The sequence below is a fragment of the Actinomyces succiniciruminis genome (assembly GCF_900002405.1).
Lineage (GTDB): Bacteria > Actinomycetota > Actinomycetes > Actinomycetales > Actinomycetaceae > Actinomyces > Actinomyces succiniciruminis.
In genome coordinates, this window is the sequence record NZ_LK995542.1 from 199,272 (window position 1) to 223,495 (window position 24,224).

The window sequence follows — 24,224 nt, forward strand, 5'->3', positions numbered from 1 at the left end:
CCTGACTCCGCCCTAGTCCGCACGGTTCCTCCGGCGCTCCCGGCACGACCACACTGCCTCCCACAAACTCTTCATCCAACGCAGTAACGATACTCGACTACAGTCAGCGGCGCCGCCGATACTTGGTGGCCTCGGACTCCCAGTCGGCCTCCCCCGCGACGACGGCGTGCAGCAGTACCTCCGCCCAGCGCAGCAGCTCCTCTCCCTCGATGGCACCGCCGCCCATGCGGGCGGTACCGGGCGCGGGGACCACAATGGTGCGGGTGGCGGGCTTGAGCACCGTGCCCGGGTACAGGCGGGTGACCTTCATGCGCGCCGATTCGGGCAGGTTCACCGGCGCGAAGCGGATCGACTTGCCCTGCGCCACGATCTCGCGCACCCCCAGCTGGGCGGCCAGCGCCCGCAGCCGCGCCAGGGCCGCCAGGCGGCGCACCGCCTCGGGCACCGGCCCGTAGCGGTCGGTGAGCTCGTCCAGCACGTCGGCCACATCCGCGTCGGTGCGGGCGGCCGCGAACTTGGTGTAGGCCTCCAGGCGCAGCCGCTCGTGGGGCACGTACTCCTCGGGGATGGTGGCGTCCACGGGCAGGTCCACGCGCAGCTCGACGTCCTCCAGGTCCTCCTCGTCCGCGCCGGCGGCCCCGGCTCCGCCCGCGTCCCCCACCTTGAGGGCCTTCTTATAGGCGGCCACCGCCTCGGAGACCATGCGCACGTACAGGTCGAACCCGACCCCGGCGATGTGCCCGGACTGCTCGCCGCCCAGCAGGTTGCCGGCGCCGCGGATCTCCAGGTCCTTCATGGCCACCTGCATGCCGGCCCCCAGGTCGGTGTTGGTGGCGATGGTGCGCAGCCGCTCCAGCGCCGTCTCCGTGAGCGGCTTGTCCGCCGGATACAGGAAGTAGGCGTAGGCGCGCTCCCGGCCGCGTCCCACCCGTCCGCGCAGCTGGTGCAGCTGGGACAGGCCCATGCGGTCGGCCCGGTCCACGATCAGGGTGTTGGCGTTGGACACGTCCAGGCCGGTCTCCACGATGGTGGTGCACACCAGCACGTCGATCTCCTTGTGCCAGAAGTCGTCGATGACCTGCTCCAGCCGGGACTCGTGCATCTGCCCATGGGCGGTGGCCACCCGCGCCTCCGGCACCAGGTCGGCCAGCCGGGCGGCCACGGACTCGATGTCCTCCACCCGGTTGTGCACGAAGAACACCTGCCCGTCGCGCAGCAGCTCGCGGCGAATGGCGGCACTGACCTGCTTGGTCTCGTAGGTGCCCACATAGGTGAGGATGGGGTGGCGGTCCTCCGGCGGGGTGGACAGGGTGGACATCTCCCGCAGGCCGGTCACCGCCATCTCCAAGGTGCGCGGAATGGGGGTGGCGGACATGGACAGCACGTCCACATCGGTGCGCAGCGCCTTGAGGGTCTCCTTGTGCTCCACGCCGAAGCGCTGCTCCTCGTCGATGACCACCAGCCCCAGGTCCTTGAAGCGCACCTGCCCGGTGATCAGCCGGTGGGTGCCGATGACGACGTCGATGGTCCCGTCGGCCAGTCCCGCCAGCACCCGCTCGGACTCGGCGGCGGTCTGGAAGCGGGAGAGTTGGGCGACGTTGATGGGGAAGCCCGCGTAGCGCTCGGTGAAGGTCTCGGCGTGCTGGGACACCAGCAGGGTGGTGGGCACCAGCACCGCCACCTGCTTGCCGTCCTGGACGGCCTTGAAGGCGGCCCGTACGGCGATCTCGGTCTTGCCGTAGCCGACGTCCCCGCAGATGAGCCTGTCCATGGGCTGGGGTTTCTCCATGTCGGCCTTGACGTCGTCGATGGTGGCCAGCTGGTCGGGGGTCTCGGTGTAGGGGAAGGCCTCCTCCAGTTCGGCCTGCCAGGGGGTGTCGGGGCCGAAGGCGTGCCCGGTGGTGGCCGAGCGGGCGGCATACAGGCGCACCAGTTCCCCGGCGATCTCCCGCACCGCCTTGCGCGCCCGCTGCTTGGTCTTGGCCCAGTCGGCGCGGCCCATGCGGTTCAGGGCGGGGTTGTCGGAGCCGACGTACTTGGTGACCTGGTCCAGGGCGTCGGTGGGCACCAGCAGCCGGTCGCCCGGCTGGCCGCGCTTGGAGGGGGCGTACTCGATGACCACGTACTCGCGGGTGGCCTTCTCCTTGCCGGCGCCGCGTCCGGAGCCGACGTCGCGGCGCAGCAGCTCCACGAAGCGGCCGACGCCGTGCTGGGCGTGCACCACCAGGTCGCCGGGGCGCAGGGACAGCGGGTCCACGCTCTTGCGGGTGCGGCGGGCGGGCAGGGTCTTGGCGGAGCGGGCCGCGGCGGGGGCGCGTCCGGTCAGGTCGGACTCGGCCACCAGGGCCAGGCGCAGTCCCTCGGCCACGAAGCCGTGCCCGGCGGAGGCCTGGGTTACGCGCACCACGCCGTCGGGGGACTGGTAGGACAGGTCGGCGGCGTCGTCCAGGCCGGTGACGATGCGCGCGGGCACGCCGCCGTCGGCCAGCAGCTGGGCCATGCGGCGGCCGGGTCCGGGCCCCTCGGTGGCGACGACGACGCTCCAGCCGCCCCGGGTCAGCTCGCCGATGTCCTTCACGGCGGCGTCCAGGCGCCCCCGGTAGCTCTCGGGGTCGCGCAGCGGCAGTTCGAGGGTGTCCGGGGAGGCCTTCAGGGAGGTGAAGGACCACCAGCCGCGGTTCGTGGACAGGGCCAGGGCGCGGGCCTCGGCGAGGTGGGCGAAGGCGGCGGCGGAAAGGTCGATGGGGGCGTTGCCGCCGGAGGCGGCCGAGGTCCAGGCGGCGGCGAGGAACTCCTCGGTGGTGGCCGCCAGGTCCTCGGCGCGCCCCCGCACCTTCTCCGGTTCGGCCAGGACCACGAGGCGGTCCCCCACCAGGTCCAGGAGCGGCACCATGCGTTCGGTCAGGACGGGGGCGAGGGACTCCATGCCCTCCACCGGGATGCCGGAGGCCAGTTTCTCCAACATGTCGGCGGCGGTGGGGATGACTCCGATCAGGGCGCGGGCGCGCTCGCGCACCTGCTGAGTGAGCAGCACCTCCCGGCAGGCGGTGGCGGTGACGGCGCCGAGGTCGGCGATGGTGCGCTGGTCGGTGACGGCGAAGGAGGAGACGGACTCGATCTCGTCGCCGAAGAAGTCCACGCGCACCGGCCGCGGCTGGGTGGGCGGGAAGACGTCGAGGATGCCGCCGCGGACGGCGAACTCACCGCGACCGGTGACCATGTCCACCCGGGTGTAGGCGGCCTCCGCCAGGCGGGTGGCGAGCTCCTCCAGGTCGGCGCGCATTCCCGCCGCCAGGTGGATCGGTTCCAGTTCCCCCAGGCCGTCGACCACCGGCGCCAGCAGGGCGCGCACGGGCACGATCAGCACGCGGATGGGGCCGCGCCACGGGTCCGGCATGGCGTCGGGGCCGGCCGGGGCGCCGTCCTCGGGATGGGCCAGGCGCCGCAGCACGGCCAGCCGGGTGGCGACGGTGTCGGCACGCGGGGAGAGCCGCTCATGCGGGAGGGTCTCCCAGGCGGGGAAGACGGCGACGTCGGGGTCGGGCAGGTAGCAGCGCAGGGCGGAGGCGAGCTCCTCGGCCTCCCGCCCGGTGGCGGTGACCACCAGCAGGGGGGTGCCGTCGCCGGCTGCTCCCACCCCGGGGCGCGCGAGGCGGCCCGAGGGATCCGGGCCGGCCCCGGTGACGCGGTCGACGCCGACCGCGCCCAGGGCCATGGCGGCCAGGACGGCGGGGCGGGCGCCGGGGGCGACGACGACGCTGCGGTCGGTGCGCGAGCGGCTGCCGGCGGCCGTAACCAGGGAGTCGATGGCGGGGTCGGTCAGCAGCGGGGGCAGGAGAGCAGTCAGACGCACGGTGGGGAGTGTACGAGGCGCCAGGGACTTCTGGGTTCGCGACTGGATTAGCCTCGGCCGTACTCCTCGGGAGTCATACCGAATGCCCCAAGCACCATGCCCAGCCCGCCGACGCAGGAAACCTCATAGGCAGCGCGAGCAGCAATATCACCACGAGCCCACGCCGACAGCGCACGCACCCCCGCGACGATGGCACGTCCCACCCCTTTAACCGCGTAAGCCAACCGAAGCGGCGGACGCATGCCCTCGTAGGTGTCGACCCGGACCCGAGCCCATGACGAGCCCGCCCGACAGGTCCGGCGGAGCACCCATCCACGGCATGCCCGGGAATCGGGTACTCGTTTGACAACTACCGCGTCCGCCGCGAAGCGGATGCGTCCACCCCCCCGTGTCAACTGGCGGGTGAAGAGCGAATCCTCACCGCCGGTGAGCCCGTAACGCGGGTCGAAGGCGAGGCCGAGACGACGAACAACTGTCAAGTCGAGAAGAAGGTTACCGGTGTCGGCACTTAGAACTACGGCTTCATCGGGGGCATCCCAGGAGTCGAAGGCTCCCGACGCGCGCACCCATGGATCCGGCGCCGTGTCGAAGCGTGGCGGCGTGGGTCCGGTAACAGCCGCCGCATCGGTGCGTTCCCACACCTTCAGCAGTGCGGTTATCCACCGCTCGCCCGGCAGTTCGTCATCATCGATGAAAACGAGCAGATCGTCTTCAACAGACTCGCTCAAAGCCCGATTGCGGCCGGCAACGATGCCGGGTACGGGCTCGTGAACGTAGTCGAGCCCAGCGCCCCCCTCCCTAATCTCCTCTATGACGGGGAGGGCAGCGCCGCCCGGGTCATTGTCAATGACCAGTACACGGGACCGCAGGCCGACCTCGTCAGCCATACGCGCCTGCGCTAGCAACCGTGGTATGAGATCCACAAGATAAGCGTTGCGACGGTATGTGAGCACAGCGATGGTGAGAGATCCGTGCATCAAGTACCCCGAAGCGGTCGTGCGTACGGGAGCCCCGACGGCGCCCTCGGCGCGCCGTCTCGCTGGTCGCCCGCATCTCCTTGCGGCTCGTCCGTCGGCTCCTGGGATATCCGAGTCATTGTGTGGGCGGCCTTCTCCGCGGAGAGCGCCATTCCGATAATCAGCCACACCACCGTCGACAACTGGGTGATGAAGGCGACAGTGACATACGCCGGCGCGAGCGCGACAACTGCCGTCTGCGCGGCATTGGCGCGGCGGGCGAGCACGCGCCAACAAACGACGGAGAAACCGACGAGCAGCAGCACGACCGGAGCCCAGCCGTAGCACAACGCAGCACGGAGCAGTTCATCATCGACGGAGCCGAATCCGGCCCAGGTCGACCCAGTGTTGTTTCGTCTTCCGGCGGGAGACACACCGATGAACCTCAGGTAACGCACCAATACCAGCAGATCGCTGCGATAACGGGCACTGCCTGCCTGCTCCTCTCCCGCCAGTGCGAAGACATCCAACAGCCGTGGGAAAGCTATGACGCCAATCGCGGCCAGCAGACCTATAACGCGTAGCCGCCACCGCCTGGAAATTCCAGTGCGAAGCACCGTCAGGGACAGGAGCAGGGCAAGAACTGCACATGCCATCCCGGTACGCGAAAGGCTTGGCAAAGTGGCTGCCACTAGGAGCACCATCATCAGGCACCGTGCCCGCGAGGACCACCGGGTAACGGCTACCAGAGGTATGCCCGCGGCCATACAGGTGGCATAGGCGATGGAGTGTCCGAAGGCTCCCTCGACCCGTGCGATCCCGGCTCGTTCCTGCGTGACTGCCCACTCGCTGTATAGAGAGTTCGGGAAAGGGACCAGGACGAAGGGATTAAAGCCAGTCACCGCCTCAAGTAGACCAAGTACAGCCGCCGCCGCCCAGACCACCGCAATCACCTCGGCGACCTTGGTCAGGCCGAGTCGCTCAACGAGCATTCGTCCTGCCAGATACGCGGGCAGGGCGCCAAAAACAAGATCTCCCAGAACAAGCGTGACAGAGGACCCCACTAGCACTGACAAACCGACGAGCCAGAACGCGGCGGCGACGAGCACATCTCCGCTGGACGCCCGCCAAGAGAAGGCAGGCGCCAACGCCAGACACACCAACAGACAGGCAAGTGTCGCCGGGGGGACATAAACACCGATGGGGAGCGCCACCCATACACCGACGAAGGCAATGGCCACGGATATGATCACGGCGCCTGCCAACGGGCGGCGAGCAACCGTCGCCAGGCTACCGACCACGGTTCCGCCTCCTACTGCCGCAGCAGCGAGGAGTGGAAACATCTGTGTCATGCCGATCCTGACTTAGCTCGGTACTTTCCCTACGCAGCGATACCCCGTCGCCGGTATCAAGAGGCTGCCCCTTGAAACACCGTCACGGGAAGATCAGTGGAGACGTACACCCGCACAACCACCCGGTCGCGCGCGTCCTCGGGCACGGAAAACACGTAATCTCCCGTTGCCGTACCGCCCGCCGAGACCTCTTCAGGAAGAGTCTGCGTCCCCTCACTGAGCAGGCCGGCCGACGCGTCCTGATCGCCGTAGTGGAGTGTGACCGCTGCGCCTGTCAGATCCAGGGGCTCGCCTCCGGCCTCAACGGTGACGTGCACCTGCAACGCGGGTCCGGAGACTTCTCCGGGAAGTGTCGCCTCTCCCATGACAGGTTCCAGATCAATCCTGACTTGTGCCTCACCCGCATCAGCATATTCGTCGAACGCGACAGGATCACCCTCCGGCTGAACATATCCGGGGTCCCCCGGCTGAGGAGACTCCGTTGTAGACGACGCAGCCACAGCAGAGGTGGCCCGCCCCGCTGAGCCAGCCCCCGAATCCGTCGCGGAGGCAGACGCCGCTGCCGACGTGGCCGACGAACCAGCCGGGGCGGACCCACCCGGATTCCCCTGTCCTGTGCACCCGGCCAGAAGAATCAGCTCAGCGAGCACGACGGCGCCCACGCGGCGACGGCGACTGATACTCATCGCGCCTCCTCGTGCCCTTGTCACAATTGCAGGTCGCGAGCGGAGAACGAGTCCACACGTAGCTCGCCGGTGGTCGATGTGGCGGATCCGGACAAGTACGTCTGAATACCGACTGTCCCCGCGGCCTGGAGCGCTTCAGTGTCGTCGGTTGCAACCAGCGTCGGTTCCTGCGGCGCCGTGCCGGCACCTGTCCAGACAGTGGCCTGCAACGTGGTTGTGTCGATACCAGTTGCGGACACCGTCACGTTGATCGGCGTCTCCGGGGTCCAGCCCCCTGTGATGTACGCGCTCGCCAAAGCCTTCTCATCCCCGCCTGAAACGGCGGTCAAGACGGCACTGACGTGACCACCCGAGCCAGTGACGATCTTGACTCCGTAGTAACCCATATCGGTCCGGCGAGCCAACACGGTGGTATAGATGCCACCCCCCGTCGGCTGTTCATTCAGGGTCAGCGTCGCGGTGACCTCGGCCGAGGTTGTGGAAACCGCGGGCAACACGGCTGTAGTCGTCCAACCCGGCTGGTCAAGGCCGATGACGCCCGCGGAGCCGTCGACCGAACTCGGCCGCCACGACGGCAGCTGCCAGGCCTCCCCGGTGTCTGCCTGTCCCCAGCCAGACACGACTTCGCGGGAGAAGGTGTCTTCAACGAGAATTCTGGCGGCCACCGGCTCCGCAGGATCAGCCGGATCTACTGGCGTATCACCGTCGGCGGCTGGAGCAACGCGGGAGGCAATCTCCTCGGCGGAAAGCGCCTTCGGATACACGGCGAGGTCGTCAATGTCACCGACTACGGCCGATACCGAGGCACGATTCCACCACCCGCCTGCACCGTTGGTAGCTCCCGGCCACCCGGTGATCGTGCCACCGAGTGTCCACATGCCGGAAAACGATCGGGCGGTCGTAATGGTCGCATCGGAGCCACTCGGGCTGCCGTCTACATAGATCATGGCCCCATCGGCTCCCAGGGATGCGGCGATGTGGTGCCAGATCCCGTCGTTGACAGCCGCGCCGGAACGCACAGTTCGTATCTGGCCGGTATTGACGCCCAGGCGTACGTACCCATCCGAATCCAGGTATAGGAGCCGGTCTACAGTTGAGCCGGAGCGATACGAGATGATGCTACCCGCACTGGTGGAACTGGTGCGTATCCATGCCTCGACGGTGAACGGCTGAATGTCTCCGTCGGAGGATGAGGTGGTGGCGGATGCCCCCGATCGCAAGGAGATCGCGTGAGAACCATCGCGAGCGCCCTCAGCTCCGACGGTCACACTGCTGTTGATCTGCATAGGAGCATTTCCGGCCAGGTCAGCCAGCGTAGTACCGGAGCTCTCCTCCATCGTCCACAGATGTGCGGCGCCGAGGTTAAGGGCGCCCATCGCGTGCTCGCCTGGGCCGTCTCCATCAACGTCCACAGAGACAGGATCCGTGGTCAGTGTGTTCCCGCCGGGATCAGTCACCTGGAGCCGATACAAGTGTGTTCCAGCGGATGCACCAAGATCGCGCAGAGTCCTGGTCGTCTGGGACTCCCAGTGGCGGTCGGAGACCTCGAGGGCGGCCACCGGATTCGGGTCGTCATCGCGAAGCAAGCTGTAGCTGAGCGTCGTGTCGTCACGGTCCCATGTGGGGGTAAAGGAGGCGGTGACGACGCCGGACCCCGCAGCCACGGTCAGCCCGAGGTCGGACGCGTCTCCCTCGGGTACATGTGAAGTCGTGAGTCCTCGACGCGGGTAGCGCACGAGCCCCTGCTGCGGTCTTCCGTCGGCCGATGTGAACTCACCGGCAAGAAGCACGTAGTCGTCGGTAAGGGCGATGTCATATGCGGCCTGGTATTGACCTGTATACGTTCCCTGAGCCAGATCGGTGTACCAGTCGAGAATGTCGGGGCTGCTGTGACCGGTCCAGTCCTGGTACTGCCCGGTCCCCTGCTTACGAATTGCAATATCCGACGAATTGGTGAAAGCCATTCCGGAGTAATACCGAGTCTGCGTGACGCCGTTCACCGTTACCTTTGTGTCCGCAAAGCCGCCGATGGTCTCGCAACTGTGGGCGTGGTTGACAACATATACCTCGCCGCCGCTGGGCACCACCGAGTAGGAGTCTCCGTGGCACGGCTCGATCCACAGCTCGTTGCCATCCCAGTCGGCCTTGAACACCCCCTCGAGGTTGGCCTGGCTGCGGGACTGAGAGTAGCCGGCGCCGTAGAAACCGCCCTCATCAACCGCAATGTCCAGGATCGCTCCCCACTGCCCGGCGTTCCTCACCGCCGAGTTGACCGGGGTGGGAAGAACCGCGCCCGTCACGGCGTCGAGCAGCGCCAGGCCGTAGCCCGGGTTGGAGCTGCCATTGATCTGCGAGAAGGAACCGCCTACTACGACTTTACTGCCGTCGGGGGAGACGCGCAGAGCCCGAACCTGCGCGTTTGTGCCGGTGGCGGATGCAGTCCAATCCAGCGTGGCACCGGTTGTTGCGTCGACGGCCGCCAACTCATTCCTGGTCACACCGTTGACCGCGGTGAAATAACCGCCGGCGTAAACGACGTCGCCAACCACGTCGACAGCCCTGACTGCCGTGTTGAACACCGGCTTGAAGGACTCCATGACCACTGGCGCCCCTGAACTCACATCGAGTGCCACCAGACTGTTGTGCCATGCGCCGTCCACCTGATCGAAGGCGCCGGCTACGTAGAGCGTCTGCCCGTCATCGGAGACGGCCAGCGCATAGCCCGCGCCGTTGAACTGCGGCATGGGAGCCCCGAGTAATTCGCCCGTGGTCAAGTCGTAGGCCACGAGGTTGGACACCGTCGTCTCGTCGCTGCCCGCCGGGCTGCCAGCCGGTCGCGCACGGGTGAACTCGCCGGTCGCATATACGGTTGTACCGACGACTGCCTGGTCCCAGACGACTCCGTTAATCTGCGCCGTCGGAAGCGCATCTGCCGTGTAGGCGGTCGCGGGACGAACAGGTTCCTGCGCCTCCGCCATGGACGTCGGAGAGACGACGATCAAGGCCGGCAGGGCAAGACAGACGGCAGTCAGCACCGCCAAAGCACGACGAAGGCGCGGATTCTTCACAATCTCTCCACGTAAACTAGTTAACCCAGTAGGGTTGGCGGCATCCGCGGACCCGGAAGGCCAGTCGAAGTATGCCTCATTCCGAGCCACTCAGAGTAACGGGCGACTGCCCAAGACTGTTGTCTTCCCCACTACCAGGCAGGTCAACGTGCACATCCGGAACGTATCTCAGCCGCCCATTTCTCTCGACACCAGCACGGGAACGCGGCGGGCTCGCGCCAGTGAGCATAAGCGGGTGCCTCTGCACCGCCCGCACGAACCGAGGAGGTGTGACGCACTGTGAACACCCGGCGCGTCCTCGTCGTCCATCCCGCCGCCGATCTTTACGGCTCGGACCTCCAGTTGGTCGAGGCCGTCCGCGCCCTGGGTATGGCCGGCGCCACAGTCAAAACGGAGCTGCCTGAGTCCGGTCCGCTCCATGACTACCTGCACGCCGCCGGAGCCTCCACGGACGTCCGCCGTTTCCCCGTCCTGCGCCGTTCGGCGCTCTCACCCAGGCGTGTCATACCGTTCGCAGCAAGTCTGGGACCCGCGGTTGCCGCGGCCGCGGATCTGCTGCTGCGAGCACGCCCGGACGTACTGCTCGTCAACACCCTCACGATCCCCTGGTGGATCCTCGCGGGGAGGATTGCCGGCATCCGTGTAGTCGTGTACGCCCATGAGGCCGAGGCCGGGCGCGGACGCCTCGTTGCCGCTGGGCTTGCTGCGCCACTCCTGGCGGCCGACCGAGTCATTGCCAACTCCGGCGCCACCACGCGAGTACTTACAGCGGACCTGCCCGGCTTGATCGATCGGGTCGTTACCGTCCCCAACGGCGTGCCCGACACCGGGGAACCCGCACCGCTGCGAGAGCGCATCCCATCCGACCCGATGCGTTGCGTCGTGGTGGGCCGACTGTCTCCGCGGAAGGGAACAATGGTTGCGTTGGAGGCAGTGGCGACCCTGCGGGCACGTGGCATCGACACCACTCTGGAAGTGTGCGGCTCGGTATTCCCCGGCTACGAGTGGTTCGAGTCGGAGTTGCGCGCCCGGAAGGAGAAGCCAGATCTTGCGGGCTCGGTGCGTTTCCACGGTTATGTGAGCCCCACCCGTCCGTTTCTGGAGGACGCCGACGTCGTCCTCGTCCCTTCATTCGGCGAGTCCTTCGGAAACGTCGCCGCGGAAGGCATGCTCGCCGCCCGACCCGTCGTCGCGTCAGCCGGCCTGGGGTTGAGCGAAGTGCTGATGAATGCACCCAAGACCGGCCTATTGGTGCCCCCCGGGGATCCCGCGGCCCTGGCCGACGCCGTGGAGACGCTTGCCGCCGATCCTGCTCTGGCTCGCCGAATCGCATCGGCCGGGCGGGCCGAGGCATTGGCGCGATTCTCAGTCGAACGCTATCGGCGCGATTTCGCCCGGGCGGTGCTCGATGTGTGACTCATCACCAGATGTGTATCATCCACACTCCCGACCGCTCCGGACCGCATCCGCCCCGCAATGCAGAAATAGCACGGACTGTAGACGCTGCGGCACCCGGCGGAATTGTAGTCACACGCTAGTACTCGCCGACTCCGGTTCCTCCTCTCCGGCACCGGCAGCAGTCCTGCGCCTGCGCAGATCCCTGCGCACCCACCACGAGTACGGCGCCAACTGGCACACGATGACCGACAGCGCCGAACCTAGAATCGGGCCCGCAGCACCGCAGTAGGCGATGAGGGTCCAGGACAGGGCGAAGTTAGTCGGCACGAGCACCAGCACGGGCAGCATTTGAAACTGCAGGCCGTGCGGATCCGTCATATACATGCCGAGCGGTTGCTTGAAGGCCTCGACCACGACGTCGAGTGCATAGGCGACCAGGAGAACCGCGGGCAAGGTGATTCTTCCGTCGGACAACAGCCGCGCGGCCCAGGGCGTCAACAGTACGAGGATGAGTGCCAGCACGAGGGCGATGGCTGAGAAGATCAGCGCAGGTCGAAAGGGGGACTCGATGCGGCCGCGCGCCCGTGCCTTGGCAAACTGGGGCCACATCGCAACTCCTGTCACCGAGATCGTCTGAGTGAGCAGGCCAAACATGCTGGCGGCGAGGTTGTACTCGGCCAGCGAGTTCCCCTGCCCCAGGTGGGAGAGCAGTAGACGATCCGTCTGAAATGCGATCGGGATTGCTAGGGATTGGACCAGCTGAGGGCCGGCGGTACCAATGATCTTGACGCCGGGAACACTTCGCAGCCTGGGTAGGTCTCTCGCGGCGTCAAGCAGAAGGGGCCCTGCTGCCCAGCAGGCGACTGCCAGACACACTATGGACACGAGGGTGTTGGCCGCGTACGAGAAAACCGGGACTCGGTTGCCATCGTCCACGCCGGCAGCCACAGCAACAAGCAGCAGCACGGTCATCGCCGGAGACACGATCGCTTGTGACAGAACCTGGACAGCAGATCTCCCCATGCCCACAATCACCCGCTGCCCTATGCCCAACGGCAGCGCCGCGGCATAGATGAGCAGGCACCAGGTGGCCGCCGTTTCGCCGCCAGGAAGGAGCTTGCCCCCTAGGACTGCGGGCCACAGCCCCAACACTTGCAGGCAGACGCCCACCGCTGCGATGACGAGCGCCGATCCGGTCATGGCACGGAGCGCAGTGGTCAAGGTACGCCTGACGACCGTGTCTTTCGCCAGATTCGAGGAGGAGGCCACCGCGTTGATGACAACGGCGCCGATTCCCAAATCAGTGAAGGGCATAAGACCTGGGAAAGACGCCAGAAGCCCGTACTGGGCGTAGGCATCGGCACCGAAGTGAGCGATGATCAGGCGTGTGTTGACCAGTCCGAAGACACCGGCGACACCCATCGCGAGTATCTTCGCCACGGCAGTGCGCCCCACCGATCCCCACATGCCGCCGGCGACCCGACCGGCGGGCCGAAGGCCTCGTTGTGAACTCCGCTTCACGTGCTACTCCCGCTTCTCGCAATGCCCCGTGCTCGACCGGCACGGAGCACGCTAGCGCAAGGCCAGAGGTTCGGTGCCGCGGGGTAGCGACTGCCTGTAACGTAGCAGCGAGGCTATCCCGCATACCAAGGAGTCGAACATGATCTTCACCAAGGTTCTCCTGACGCCGCGCAGAAGTATCCCGCAGTGACGGCACCCGGCCTGCGCGCCACGGTCGCGATACTCACCTTCCACCGCCCGGAGCAGGTGTGCGAGACGGTGCGGCTGGTCCACGACCAGGCCGCCGCCGCCCCGCCGTGGTGCGAAGTCGACGTGCTGGTCGTGGACAACGATCCGGCCGCCTCGGGTAAAGAGGCCGTCGAGTCCCTGGGGCTGGCGGGGGTGCGCTGCGTGGTGGAACCGGTTCCGGGCATCTCCGCGGGTCGTAACCGCGCCCTGGATGAGGTATCGGCCGCGGGGCGCGACCTCCTGCTGTTCATCGACGACGACGGAACGCCGGTATCCGGCTGGCTCGAGGGCATGCTGGAGCGCTGGCGGGAGACGGGTGCGGCCGCCGTCGCCGGCTGGGTGGACACCCGCTACCCGACTCGCCCCTCCCCCTGGATCCTCGCCGGAGGCTTCTTCGAGCGGCGCCGCTTCCCCGACGGCTCCGAACGGCCCGCGGCCGCCTGCGGGAACCTCCTGCTCGACCTGCATCAGCTCGGCGATCTCCGCTTCAGCGGGGCGCTGGGGCTGTCGGGAGGTGAGGACACGCTGCTGACCCGCACGCTGGTGGCTCGGGGCGGGCGCATCGTCTTCGCCCGGGATGCGATCGTCGTCGACCACGTGGCCACCGAGCGGGTTACGCGCCGCTGGGTGCTGGCCCGCCAACTCAGCCATGGCAACACCTCCGGCCTGCTTGACCTGCACTTCGGCACCGGGCCGCTGGCACGAGTACGCGTGCTGGCAGGCGGCGCGGGCAGGGTCGCCGTCGGCCTGACGCGCGCCGGCTGGGGAGCCTTACGCCGCGACCTGCGCGCCGACGCGCGGGGTTGGCGCTTGGCCGCTCGTGGGGCCGGCATGACTCTGGCCGGCCTGGGGCTGTCATGGAACGAGTATGCGCGTTCGCCCCGGCCGCTCAGCCGATTGGTCCGGGCGCCCCGTTCCCTCGCCCCAGGTTCCTTCCGCCGCGAGGAGGACACACGATGACCATGAAATCATTGCTCAGACGGCCTGCGGACGCGCTCCTCGGCCCCGTGATGGGATCGGTGATGAGTGTGCGTACGCGTTCTCGTCAGGTGGTGCTGACGTTTGACGACGGTCCCCTGCCCGGCAGCACCGAGCCGCTTGCCACCGTCCTGGCCGATCACAACGCGCAGGCGACCTTCTTCATGCTGCTCACCCGGGCGCGACGCAGCACCGGTCTGGTCGGTGAACTCGTCCAGGCGGGTCACGAGGTCGCGTTGCATGGGCTCGATCACCGCCGGGTCACCACCCTGCCCCGCCACGACCTCGCCCACTGGCTGCGGGACGCCCGCGCCGAACTTGAGGACATCGCCGGCGTGCCGGTGCGCTGGTTCCGGCCGCCCCACGGCGCGCAGTCCCCGCGCAGTCGACTGGCCGCGTCGGCGGCGGGGCTGACCACCGTCCTGTGGTCCGGCACGACCTGGGACTGGAAGGACGTCTCCCACGAGGAGCGCGTCGCGCGCGCCATGCGCGACGCCGTCCCCGGGGCGATCCTGCTCGCCCACGATGGTGCCGCCGACGCCTCCGATCTGGCGACGGAGGAAGCCGTGAGCGGGGTCGACAAGGTGGCGTTGCTGTCCGAGGTGCTAACGGGCCTGGAGGCACGCGGCCTGTCCGCGGTGTCACTGGGAACGGCGCTGACCACTGGCACCCCGGTCCGTCGACTCAGTTTCTCGCGTTAAGGACGGTTGCCGCCCGAGGCCGCCATGCCGGCCGGTCGCGTTCAGGACTCGAACAGGCTGGTCACCGAGCCGTCGTCGAAGACGGCCTTGATGGCGCGTGCCAGCAGCGGCGCGATCGGCAGCACGGTCAGGGAGTCGAAGCGCTTGCCGGGGGCGATGGGAAGGGTGTCAGTGACCACCACCTCGCGGGCGCCGCAGCCCGACAAGCGCTCGACGGCGGGGCCCGAGAGCACGCCATGGGTGGCGGCGACGATCACATCCTTGGCGCCGGAGGCCAGCAGTACCTGCACGGCCTTGGCGATGGTGCCGCCGGTGTCGATCATGTCATCCACGAGCACGCAGGAGCGTCCCTCCACGTCGCCGACCACGCGGTTGGCCACGGACTCGTTCGGCCGGGTGACATCGCGGGTCTTGTGGACGAATGCGAGCGGCACCCCGCCCATGGCGTTCGCCCAGCGCTCGGCGACGCGGATGCGTCCCGCGTCCGGGGAGACCACGGCGGCGTTGGCCACGTCGATGCGGCGGCGGATGTAGTCCACCAGCACGGGTTGGGCCCACAGGTGGTCCCAAGGGCCGTCGAAGAACCCCTGCTCCTGGCTGGAGTGGAGGTCCACGCTCATGATGCGGTCGGCGCCGGCGGTCTTGTACAGGTCGGCGACGAGCCGGGCGGAGATGGGCTCGCGCCCCAGGTGCTTCTTGTCCTGCCGCGCGTAGGGGTAGAAGGGGGCGACCACGGTGATGCGCTTGGCGGAGGCGCGTTTGAGCGCGTCCACCATAATGAGCTGCTCCATAATCCAGTCGTTGACCCGGTCTCCGTGGGACTGCATGACGAACACGTCGCAGCCGCGCACGGACTCGTTGAAGCGCACATAGGTCTCGCCGTTGGCGAAGTCGTAGGCCGTCGAGGAGAGCACCTCGGTGCCGAGCTCGGAGGCCACGTCCTGGGCGAGCTGCGGGTGGGCCCGCCCGGATACGATGACGAGCCGCTTCTCGCCCTTGGTGATGATGCCGGTCATGACGTGGTTCCTCTCTCGTGGCCGGTGCGGTCCGGTTTTCTGGGCTCGGACGGTGGGAAGAGTCGGTCAGGCCGGTCTTCCGGCGGCAGGCAGGTCCGATCCGAGCAGACTGAAGGGGGCGACGACGGCACCCGCCGGGATGTCGGCGTCCGTCAGCACCGAGTATGGCCCGACGACGGCGCCCTCACCGATGCGGGTGGCCCCGCGCAGCAGGACGCCGGGCTCCAGCCGAACATCGCGGGCGAGCTCGACGGTGACGTCCACCCAGGTCCCCGCCGGATCGACGACGCCGACGCCCTGCTCCATCCAAGCCGAGAGGACGCGCCGGTTGAGTTCGGCGCCGAGCGAGGCGAGCTGGGCGCGGTCGTTGCAGCCCTCGACAAGCCAGTGGTCGGTTACGGCCAGCGCGGAGGTGGCCCGTCCTTCGCGGTACGCGTGGGCGACAACGTCGGTGAGATAGACCTCGCCCTGGTCATTATCGGTCCCCAGAGTGGCCAGGGCCCGGCGCAGGTGGGCGGCGTCGAAGACGTACACGCCGGCGTTGACCTCGTTGACGGCGAGCTGGGCCGGGCTGGCATCACGCTGCTCAACGATTCCGATCACGGCCCCGGCGTCGTCGCGCAGGATACGCCCATAGCCGGTGGGGTCGTCCAACACGGTGGTGAGCACGGTTACGGCGTCGTCGCGCTCGGCGTGCTGACGCACGAGCGCCCGCAGGGTGGCGGTATCCAGGAGCGGAACGTCGCCGCTGGTGACCACCACCGGTCCGACCAGGTCCTCGGGCAGGGCCGCCAGCCCGCAGGCGACGGCCCGTCCGGTACCGGGAATCTCATCCTGGTCGGCGGGCAGAACATCCGGGGCGAACTCGGCGAGCTCGGCCACGACCGCGTCGCGCTGGTGGCGCACCACGACCACCAGGTGCTCCGGCTCGAGCCCGCGGGCGGCCACGACGGCGTGCTCCAACAGACTGCGCCCACCGATGCGGTGCAGCACCTTGGGCAGGGACGAGCGCATGCGGGTGCCCTTGCCGGCGGCCATGACGATGACGGCGGCGGGGGAGGTGGAAGCCACGGGTCCTCTTCTCAGTGGATCTCAAGGTGAGGCTCAAGGCCGCTGGCGGCCCGGCGATGCCATCCTACGTCGCCCGCCGCCAGGCCCCAACCCGATCCGCGCACCGTCTATTCAGCCGGCGCGACTGCGTGGCGTCGTGCCGGCCCGGTTCCGCCCCCAGGATTCGAACCCGGCTCTCAAGGCTCCAAAGGCCTGCGTGCTGCCTCTACACCAGGGCGGAAGAGCGCCCGTGGCCGACCGTGCGGCCGGGCGCCGGCATAGTTTCTCATACTCCGGCGCACCCTTAGTTCACCCCTCAGCGCGACCACACGAGTACTCTTGGACACATCCTTGCATGAAAACACTAGCTACCTGCTAGCCTGAGAGGCGGTGTAAACAAGCTCGCATCCACTCCGCACCCATGATTCGACAGGGGATCCCTTGATAGAAGTTCAATCCTTGGCACACGCTGAGGCATACGCAGGCTCGGGCGACCCGTTATCCATCTCCACCCGTCCGGGACAGTTGTTGGTGCTGATCACCAGTTCACAGTTCGGATACGTCGGCACGAACGGCGTACCCGCAGGCTGGGAGTATTCCTACTCAAATGGAACGAACAGCCTCGACCGCTCCGGTTTCATCGCGTGGACCTGGACACCACAGTCCGGGAACGTGACCATCTCCCAATGGTGGGGAGGCACATCCACGAACACCTCTCGTCAACGCGGTCTTCTCCTTGCCATTTCAGGAGTCGAACCCGGTTCGACTCCTGTCGTCTCCACTTGGACGGCCGACAAACCTGATACCCCCGCCCCCGGCCTCGTCATCACGCAGCAACACGCAACCCGCTACTCGACGCTCAACGCCTTCACAGTTGCCGATGCTCAAGTCGTGTACGCCGGCGAGGCAAGCACCACCGCCTCGTGGTCATCTTTGCGAGTGTTACTCACTTCTCCATCAGGCGGCACCATCACGGAGACGCCGACCAAGGCGACAACCGTGTGGGCGGCCATGGAACTTCAAGCCGCACAAACCTCAACAACCGTAAACATATCCGTGCGCGGCGCCGACGAACAGACAGTCTCCCACACGCAAGCCGTTTTAACAGAGCCTCCGCATATCGACGTGGACACGTTACTGTCCCGCACGGGCGGCTGGATGATCGCCCATCGCGGAGGATCGGCGGACTGGCCGGAGATGAGCCTGCGCGCCTACAGCGAGTCCGTCTCCAGGGACGTTCCAGCCCTGGAGTTCAGCTTTAACCTCACCTCCGATGGCGTTCCCGTGGGGGTTCACAACAAGAATCTGCAGGCGGTCGACCCCAGCGCCCCCAGTACCCGCGTATCCCAGATGACCTGGGCCGAAGTACGCCGATATACCACCATGGGCGAACCCTTCATCCGGCTCGACGACCTGCAGGCCGCCTATGGTGACGACCACGTCCTCTTCATCGACCCCAAACACAGCGGCGCGGCTCACCAAACCTACCTGCCGTGGCTGGACCCCGACCACACCATTCTCAAGTTCTCCGGTGATGCGACCTGGCTGGCCGACATCTGGCGCGAAGCAGGCTTCCGAACGTGGGGCTACGCGTACGAGGAGCACATAACCAGCGGCGAAGCCGCCACCTGGGCACCCCACTGGGATCTGTTCGGAGTCCCCTGGTATGCAAGCGAAGCCGCCTGGCAGACCGCAGCTGGATATGGCGTTCCCCTCATCGGCCACATCTGCAATAGCCAACAAGCACTGGATACCTGCATTAGCCATGGCGCGATCGGCGCCATGAGCGCCAAGATCGATGGGATGACGATCGCATGACCACGCCGTCAAGCACAGCACCGACCTACGCAACCGTCGCGTCAGTTACGCATCCAACGCTATCCAGGCGCCATTTTGGCCTGCTGGCAGCAGGCATTACGGCAGCCGGGGTCATGACCGCCCCGTACACGACTCCATCTGCACACGCCTCACAAGCGGACTCACCGGCGGAACTGATAATAGGTCCGGCGGCGGTAATAGACGGCGTCACGATACTACGTGTAGCGGCTAGCGCAAACGACACAGGCATACTAACCAGCACAGGCGCCTTCTCCACGACCGCCACAGGCTACAAACCCGCAGGGGTTCGCCTGCTGTCACTCAGCCGCGGCTTGGCGCTTCGTCCACTCAGCAGCCAACCCGCGGTCACCAGCACTACCACAGACGCTTCCCTGTACGTTGCGTTCGCCGCGTTCCCCCGAGTCGAGGGCAGTGAGGATGTCGAGCTTCGATTCCCCGGACTCGGCCTGATCAACTCGATACCAATGGTCCCAGCTGGCCGGGCGCCCTTCGTCCTCGCCTGACCGTCGCGCGTTCCACAGCAGCGTCTGCACATCGTCCGACAGCGAGGCCGACTAGCATCACGCTATGATAAAACTAGCCACCTGGCAAAGTCAGTCAACAAGCGCGACCGAGAGGACATACCAGGATGCTGAGGGACCCCATGTACACCGACGACATCCTGATTCTGCTGCGGAAATATGCGCCTCTCCTAGTCGCCCACATCGTTTTGGGAACGCTCGTAGGCCTCATCATCGCCGCGGCTAGCATGCCCGTATACACATCGGAGGCCAGCGCACTTGTGGCAGCAGAGGGGATCAAGGGCGCCAATAACGTGTCTTCTGTGAGCACGATCACCACCGGAGTGATGCCAACCCTGGTAGAGATCGGCACCTCTGATTCTGTTCTCACACAGGTTGCTGAGTCCACGGGCGTTGATCAGGCCAAAGTCAAGCATGCCGTCTCGGTCACTAACACGGAGAACAGCCTCATCTTGGAAGTAACGGCGGATGCCTCCTCCGCGGCAGAGGCACAGGCGATAGCTGCTGCCGAGGTGGAGGCACTGCGGGAGGTCATCGAGGGCATGTCAGTCAGGGGTCAGGAAGAAACCCCATTGACACTGGCCGACATAGACGAAGCATCCTTACCCTCCTCCCCGTCCGGCCCTTCAAAGATGCGATACTCCCTGTACGGCGCCGTCCTCGGGACTGTAATCGGCATATCGGTCGTGTTGTTGCTCAACCAAGTCAGTCGGACGACGGATGCACACGGCGAGGCCACAGCCGACCAGCCCAACGAGGGCACAACACGCACGAGTTGATTCGCAGACTTACAGCCTCGTGGCACTCGCAACCATCACCCGTGGACCGTATATCAGTACAATGGCATCGCGCGCAGTACGCGGTCTCGCTGAGACGCTCCCCTTGGTTGCGACCACAACCACCCAATCGGAACCCGGTTAAGAAGATACGGCTGGCATGACTAACCTCTCCTCCACGGCAGTCATAGTCGTCAACTACGGATCGCACGAGCTGCTGGAGACCAATCTCGTCCCCCTTTCCGCCGATGCTTCCCCGAGTACCGGGACACCTCGGATTGTGGTCGTAGACAACGCGACGACCCCCGCCGAGCGGGCAGCCGTGACCGCCCAGGCCCAAGCCCACGGCTGGCTGACGGTACTGCCCGACGCCAACCTCGGCTTCGGCGCAGGCGTGAATCGAGGCGTCCGAGCCGCACTCGACGCCGGCGCCCAGACGTTCGCCATCCTCAATCCGGACGCGACCATCGCCCCCGATCAGCTCGCCGCGCTCGTGGCGCATGTAGAGGCGGACCCCATGACGCTCGTCGCTCCCATGATCGTCGACGATGCCGGCAGGCCCGTCTTCTACGGCTACCGCGTGGACCTGACCGACGGCGCCACCCGGTCCCCACGCACCACTCTGATCGCGGGGCACCGTCACGCGGAATGGCTGACCGGCGCCTGCTTCGCGGTCTCCCGCCGGCTGTGGGAGGCGACCGGTGGCCTGGCGGAGGACTACTTCCTGTACTGGGAGGACGTCGACTTCTCCCTACGCGTACTGGCCGCCGGCGGTCGTCTGCTCAACGACACCGACATCGTCGCCCGCCATGTGGAGGGCGGAACCCAGCGCCCCCGCCGAGACGCAACCGGCAGCGAATCGGCGGACCCCGCCGGCGCGGCCGGCACCGAGTCGCGTGAGCGGCCGGGCGGGCAGCGGCACTCGGCTACCTACTACTACTGGAACGTCCGCAACCGCCTGCTGTTGGGTACGCGCTGGGCACGCCGCGGAGAACTGGCCCGCTGGGTGCGGCGCACCCCCCAGGAGTCCTGGCGGATCCTCCTGCGCGGCGGCCGCCGTCAGCTGCTGACCCATCCCACCACCACCCTGGTGCCCGCCGTACGCGGGGCGATCGACGGGCTGCGTCTCGTCCACCGGGAACGCTTCACCCAACGAGAGAGGCCCAATGACCGCTAGCTCCACCGCGTGGCCCGACCGGCTGCGCATCGCCATGCTCGGAACCCGCGGCGTGCCCGCACGCTACGGGGGCTTCGAGACCGCCATCGAGGAGGTGGGCCGTCGCCTCGCCGCACGGGGCCACCGGGTACTCGTCTACTCCCGCAACCCCGACCCGGACACGCCCCTGCCCCGCATGTATCGCGGCATGCGGGTGGTGGAGCTGCCGGCGCTGAAGAAGCGCTCCCTGGAGACGCTCTCCCACACCGCACTGTCGGTGCGGCACCTGCTGCCGCGCGTGCACCCGGACGTCGCCATCGTCTTCAACGCCGCCAACTCGCCCTTCCTGCCGGCTCTGCGCTCCGCCCGCATCCCCGTGGCCACCCACGTGGATGGCCTGGAGTGGCGGCGCGGCAAATGGGGTCCCACGGGCAGGCGTTACTACCGGGCGGCCGAGGCGCTGGCGGTGCGCTACTCGGACGCGCTAATCGCCGACGCCCGGGGCATCGCCGACTACTACGCCGAGGAGTTCGAGGCGGACACGGACCTGATCGCCTACGGGGCCCCGCAGGTCGTCGTCGGCACCGACCGGCTGGCCGAGCTCGGGCTGCAGGCCGGTGGCTTCCACCTGGTGGTGGCCCGCTTTGAGATCGAGAACCACGTGGACGTGATCGTCGACGGCTACGTCCGCTCGGGGGCACGACTGCCACTCGTCGTCGTCGGCTCAGCCCCCTACGCGAATGAGTACACGGCCCGCATCGAGCAGCTGGCCGACTCCCGCGTCCGCCTACTCGGCGGGGTCTGGGACCAGGAACTGCTCGACCAGCTGTACGCGGGCGCGCTCGTCTACTACCACGGCCACTCCGTGGGCGGCACCAATCCCTCCCTGCTGCGCGCCATCGGCGCCGGGGCCGCCGTGGACGCCTTCGACGTCCCCTTCAACCGGGAGGTGCTCGGCGACGCCGGCCGCTACTGGGCCACGGCCGCCGACGTCGCCGCCCTGGTCGACTCCGCGGAGGCCGATCCGGACGCGCAGGCACGCCGCGGCGAGCTGTCCCGCGGCCGGGCCGCCCTGTACGACTGGGACGAGGTAACCGATCGCTACGAGGCACTGTGCCGCCGCCTGGCCGAACAGGGCCCCCGACGCCGACGCCCCTCCGGACGCCGGACCGGGGCGTTCCCGGAATAGCTGGGCGCGCGGGGCTTTGTCGCGGGCCGCGACGTCGAACAGGCGCAAGCGTCAATGGCCGCGGCGCAGTTCCAGATACCACTTGGGCAGCGCCAGCGTCACATAGCCGGCATGTCCCAACAACATGAGCCCGTACACCCACAGGAACACCACGGGCGCGAAGCGCAGCACCAGCACCAGGCACATCAGCCCGTAGTCGGTGGGCACCGACAGCAGCGACTTCAACACGCCCGCGCGACCCTCGTCCTTCGCCAACGGGGTGCCGCCGGCGTAGCGCAACTGGTAGGTGAGGATGTAACTGAAGAAGTGGATGTTCTGCACCGCACCGAAGGCCAGCGGCACCAGCAGCAGCGCCGGCGTCGACAGGTCGGCGAAGCGGAACAGGCCGATGGCGATGGCACCGTGGATCGTGGACAGCTTGATCACGTCGGCCACGTGGTCCAACCACTCCCCCGCCTTCGAGCCGCCATGCCGTAGACGCGCCAACTGGCCGTCCGCCGAGTCCAGGGCATAGCCGAGCATCAGCAGCAGGGATGTGGCCACACAGGCGAGCACCGAGGGGCGCCATACGGCCAGCAACACAATGCCGACGTAGGTGCAGCAGGCGGAGATCGCCGTGACCTGGTCAGGCGTCATGCCCAGCCGGTGGGCGATGGCGGCGAGTACCCGCCCCACGGGCCGGTTGATCAGGCGGGAGTACAGCGGGGCACCCGCCTTCGCCTTCTGCGCCGACGCCAAGGCATGAATGTTCTCCCGGATTGAGGGGCGAGGACTCGTCTGGGACGCGGATGCGCTCATCCAGAGCTCCAATCAGTAGTACAACGACATAACAAGTTAGCATGCCCCGCGCGGCGCCGACTCCGGCCGAGGCCGGTAGCTCCCGGCGTGCTACTCCGCCGTGGTCGGGACGTCGCGCAGAGTGGGATTGGGGGTCATGGCGCGCAAGCCGTTCCAGGCGAGGTTGACCATGTGAGCGGCCACCTCTTCCTTGCTCATCGCCGGGTTGTCCAGCCACCACTGCGAGGGCATGGCCACAATGCCGACCAGCATCTGCGCGTACAGCGGGGCGGTGCGCGGATCGAGCCCGTGCGTGGAGAACTGCTTGGCGAGCAGCCCCGACACTTGGATCGCGACGTCGGCCAGCAGGGTGGAGTAGGTGTCCGAGCTGTGGGTGTTGGTGGCGGACAGGATGCGGAAGCCGTCGGAGGATTCCTCGATGTAGGTGAGCAGCGCCAGCGCGGCGCGCTCGACGATCACCGAGGCGGACGAGGAGGACTTTAGCGCCTGCGTGATCGTGGTGGAGATGGCGGTGAGTTCGCGGTCCACGATGACGGCGTACAGGCCCTCCTTGCCACCGAAGTGCTCATAGACCACGGGCTTGGACACCTTGGCGCGGTTGGCGATCTCCTCAATGCTGGTGGCCTCGAAGCCCTTCTCAGCGAACAGCGCTCGGGCCACGGCGATCAGTTGCTCACGCCGTTCGGAGGCGCTCATCCGGGTTCTCTTGCTGGCCTTGCTGCTCATAACTGCTCGTTGGGTGTCTGCGTCTTGCAACTCGGGTATGCCGGGGCGTCCGACAAGGCGTTGCGCGCGCAACGCCTGGGCATCGGGGACAAACGACGACTTTCGGCTTCCTCCTGCTTCAAAGTGAGCCTAACACGGCGCGACTGCGAAACCCCTGTCGGCGGCACACGCGGGCCGCCTCGACCCGACCGGCGCCGAGCGTCGGCTCTCAAGGACGCCTCTCGCCGGCACTGGGCACACAGGGGACCGCCGCACGGGAGCCGCGAGTATGGCACCCCGGGCGGTTCGGCTTGCTCGACGCCGCCGACGGCCGCCCTCCGCAACCAGCGCCCGCCCCACACCAGGCATTAACGGCTTGTCCGGTATGCGGGTGTGCCGGGGTGGGTGGCGGGTGCTGCCGGCCTGGCGGCTT

General features: G+C 67.3%; 17 protein-coding genes and 1 tRNA gene. 7 read left to right on the forward strand and 11 right to left on the reverse strand.

Translation table 11 applies throughout. From position 1 onward, the window contains the following. Positions 1–103 precede the first annotated feature (103 nt). The 5 genes from mfd to BN1056_RS14305 all read right to left on the reverse strand — a co-directional run bounded on the left by mfd (position 104) and on the right by BN1056_RS14305 (position 9,915). Positions 104–3,853 carry a transcription-repair coupling factor gene (mfd, locus tag BN1056_RS14285; protein ID WP_210582325.1) on the reverse strand — a complete coding sequence of 1,250 codons (3,750 nt, stop codon included), beginning with the start codon at positions 3,851–3,853 and terminating at the stop codon, positions 104–106. A 47-nt stretch (positions 3,854–3,900) separates the two neighbouring features. After that, the gene (locus BN1056_RS14290; RefSeq protein WP_210582327.1) at positions 3,901–4,830 is read right to left on the reverse strand and encodes a glycosyltransferase family 2 protein; all 930 of its coding nucleotides are present in this window, start codon (positions 4,828–4,830) and stop codon (positions 3,901–3,903) included. After that, the gene (locus tag BN1056_RS14295) at positions 4,830–6,161 is read right to left on the reverse strand and encodes a hypothetical protein (protein WP_210582330.1); all 1,332 of its coding nucleotides are present in this window, start codon (positions 6,159–6,161) and stop codon (positions 4,830–4,832) included. The genes BN1056_RS14290 and BN1056_RS14295 overlap by 1 nt, the downstream gene beginning before the upstream one ends. 56 nt (positions 6,162–6,217) lie before the next feature. Next, entirely contained in the window at positions 6,218–6,526 is a 309-nt protein-coding gene (locus tag BN1056_RS14300) for a hypothetical protein (protein ID WP_210582332.1), read from the reverse strand. A 341-nt stretch (positions 6,527–6,867) separates the two neighbouring features. Then, positions 6,868–9,915 carry a LamG domain-containing protein gene (locus BN1056_RS14305; protein WP_210582334.1) on the reverse strand — a complete coding sequence of 1,016 codons (3,048 nt, stop codon included), beginning with the start codon at positions 9,913–9,915 and terminating at the stop codon, positions 6,868–6,870. 279 nt (positions 9,916–10,194) lie between these two features. Between BN1056_RS14305 and BN1056_RS14310 the strand changes: the two genes are divergently transcribed. Then, positions 10,195–11,331, forward strand: coding sequence for a glycosyltransferase family 4 protein (locus BN1056_RS14310; protein WP_244671744.1), 1,137 nt, complete (start codon positions 10,195–10,197; stop codon positions 11,329–11,331). Positions 11,332–11,442: 111 nt separating this feature from the next. On the opposite strand, the gene BN1056_RS14315 is transcribed toward BN1056_RS14310, so the two are convergent. After that, complete coding sequence (locus BN1056_RS14315; RefSeq protein WP_244671745.1) at positions 11,443–12,753, reverse strand: MATE family efflux transporter; 1,311 nt, start codon at positions 12,751–12,753, stop codon at positions 11,443–11,445. Between the two features lie 267 nt (positions 12,754–13,020). Here BN1056_RS14315 and BN1056_RS14320 point away from each other — a divergent pair, with 267 nt between their 5' ends. Beyond that, positions 13,021–14,022: a glycosyltransferase family 2 protein gene (locus BN1056_RS14320; protein ID WP_210582336.1), complete on the forward strand. Its 1,002-nt coding sequence runs from the start codon at positions 13,021–13,023 to the stop codon at positions 14,020–14,022. Then, positions 14,019–14,741, forward strand: a complete 723-nt coding sequence (locus tag BN1056_RS14325) for a polysaccharide deacetylase family protein (protein ID WP_210582338.1) — start codon at positions 14,019–14,021, stop codon at positions 14,739–14,741. Before BN1056_RS14320 ends, BN1056_RS14325 begins: the two co-directional genes overlap by 4 nt. Before the next feature lie 41 nt (positions 14,742–14,782). On the opposite strand, the gene BN1056_RS14330 is transcribed toward BN1056_RS14325, so the two are convergent. From BN1056_RS14330 to BN1056_RS14340, 3 genes are all read right to left on the reverse strand, one after another. Then, a complete protein-coding gene (locus BN1056_RS14330) occupies positions 14,783–15,757 on the reverse strand; it encodes a ribose-phosphate diphosphokinase (RefSeq protein ID WP_111820157.1) in 975 nt (324 codons plus the stop codon). Positions 15,758–15,823: 66 nt separating this feature from the next. Further along, the gene (locus BN1056_RS14335) at positions 15,824–16,828 is read right to left on the reverse strand and encodes a bifunctional UDP-N-acetylglucosamine diphosphorylase/glucosamine-1-phosphate N-acetyltransferase GlmU (RefSeq protein WP_210582340.1); all 1,005 of its coding nucleotides are present in this window, start codon (positions 16,826–16,828) and stop codon (positions 15,824–15,826) included. A gap of 148 nt (positions 16,829–16,976) precedes the next feature. Next, a tRNA-Gln gene (locus tag BN1056_RS14340) sits at positions 16,977–17,048 on the reverse strand. 290 nt (positions 17,049–17,338) lie between these two features. On the opposite strand from BN1056_RS14340, the gene BN1056_RS14345 reads away from it, so the two are divergent. The 4 genes from BN1056_RS14345 to BN1056_RS14360 all read left to right on the forward strand — a co-directional run bounded on the left by BN1056_RS14345 (position 17,339) and on the right by BN1056_RS14360 (position 22,288). Then, positions 17,339–18,625: a glycerophosphodiester phosphodiesterase gene (locus BN1056_RS14345; RefSeq protein ID WP_210582342.1), complete on the forward strand. Its 1,287-nt coding sequence runs from the start codon at positions 17,339–17,341 to the stop codon at positions 18,623–18,625. Between the two features lie 664 nt (positions 18,626–19,289). After that, complete coding sequence (locus BN1056_RS14350) at positions 19,290–19,946, forward strand: YveK family protein (protein ID WP_210582344.1); 657 nt, start codon at positions 19,290–19,292, stop codon at positions 19,944–19,946. A 157-nt stretch (positions 19,947–20,103) separates the two neighbouring features. Continuing rightward, positions 20,104–21,120: a glycosyltransferase family 2 protein gene (locus tag BN1056_RS14355; RefSeq protein ID WP_210582346.1), complete on the forward strand. Its 1,017-nt coding sequence runs from the start codon at positions 20,104–20,106 to the stop codon at positions 21,118–21,120. After that, a complete protein-coding gene (locus BN1056_RS14360) occupies positions 21,110–22,288 on the forward strand; it encodes a DUF1972 domain-containing protein (protein WP_210582348.1) in 1,179 nt (392 codons plus the stop codon). The genes BN1056_RS14355 and BN1056_RS14360 overlap by 11 nt, the downstream gene beginning before the upstream one ends. A gap of 51 nt (positions 22,289–22,339) precedes the next feature. Here the strand turns inward: BN1056_RS14360 and BN1056_RS14365 are convergent, their stop codons facing one another. Then, the gene (locus tag BN1056_RS14365; protein ID WP_210582350.1) at positions 22,340–23,086 is read right to left on the reverse strand and encodes a CDP-alcohol phosphatidyltransferase family protein; all 747 of its coding nucleotides are present in this window, start codon (positions 23,084–23,086) and stop codon (positions 22,340–22,342) included. 90 nt (positions 23,087–23,176) lie between these two features. Next, positions 23,177–23,782: a TetR/AcrR family transcriptional regulator gene (locus BN1056_RS14370; RefSeq protein ID WP_425306134.1), complete on the reverse strand. Its 606-nt coding sequence runs from the start codon at positions 23,780–23,782 to the stop codon at positions 23,177–23,179. Positions 23,783–24,224 lie beyond the last annotated feature (442 nt).

What these genes read in the sequence shown, in the direction of transcription:
- BN1056_RS14290 (WP_210582327.1), bottom strand. Translation starts at nt 4,830, where the DNA reads ATGCACGGATCTCTCACCATCGCTGTGCTCACATACCGTCGCAACGCT.
- BN1056_RS14295 (WP_210582330.1), bottom strand. Translation starts at nt 6,161, where the DNA reads ATGACACAGATGTTTCCACTCCTCGCTGCTGCGGCAGTAGGAGGCGGA.
- BN1056_RS14300 (WP_210582332.1), bottom strand. Translation starts at nt 6,526, where the DNA reads ATGGGAGAGGCGACACTTCCCGGAGAAGTCTCCGGACCCGCGTTGCAG.
- BN1056_RS14325 (WP_210582338.1), top strand. Translation starts at nt 14,019, where the DNA reads ATGACCATGAAATCATTGCTCAGACGGCCTGCGGACGCGCTCCTCGGC.
- BN1056_RS14330 (WP_111820157.1), bottom strand. Translation starts at nt 15,757, where the DNA reads ATGACCGGCATCATCACCAAGGGCGAGAAGCGGCTCGTCATCGTATCC.
- BN1056_RS14350 (WP_210582344.1), top strand. Translation starts at nt 19,290, where the DNA reads ATGTACACCGACGACATCCTGATTCTGCTGCGGAAATATGCGCCTCTC.
- BN1056_RS14355 (WP_210582346.1), top strand. Translation starts at nt 20,104, where the DNA reads ATGACTAACCTCTCCTCCACGGCAGTCATAGTCGTCAACTACGGATCG.
- BN1056_RS14360 (WP_210582348.1), top strand. Translation starts at nt 21,110, where the DNA reads ATGACCGCTAGCTCCACCGCGTGGCCCGACCGGCTGCGCATCGCCATG.
- BN1056_RS14365 (WP_210582350.1), bottom strand. Translation starts at nt 23,086, where the DNA reads ATGAGCGCATCCGCGTCCCAGACGAGTCCTCGCCCCTCAATCCGGGAG.
- BN1056_RS14370 (WP_425306134.1), bottom strand. Translation starts at nt 23,782, where the DNA reads ATGAGCGCCTCCGAACGGCGTGAGCAACTGATCGCCGTGGCCCGAGCG.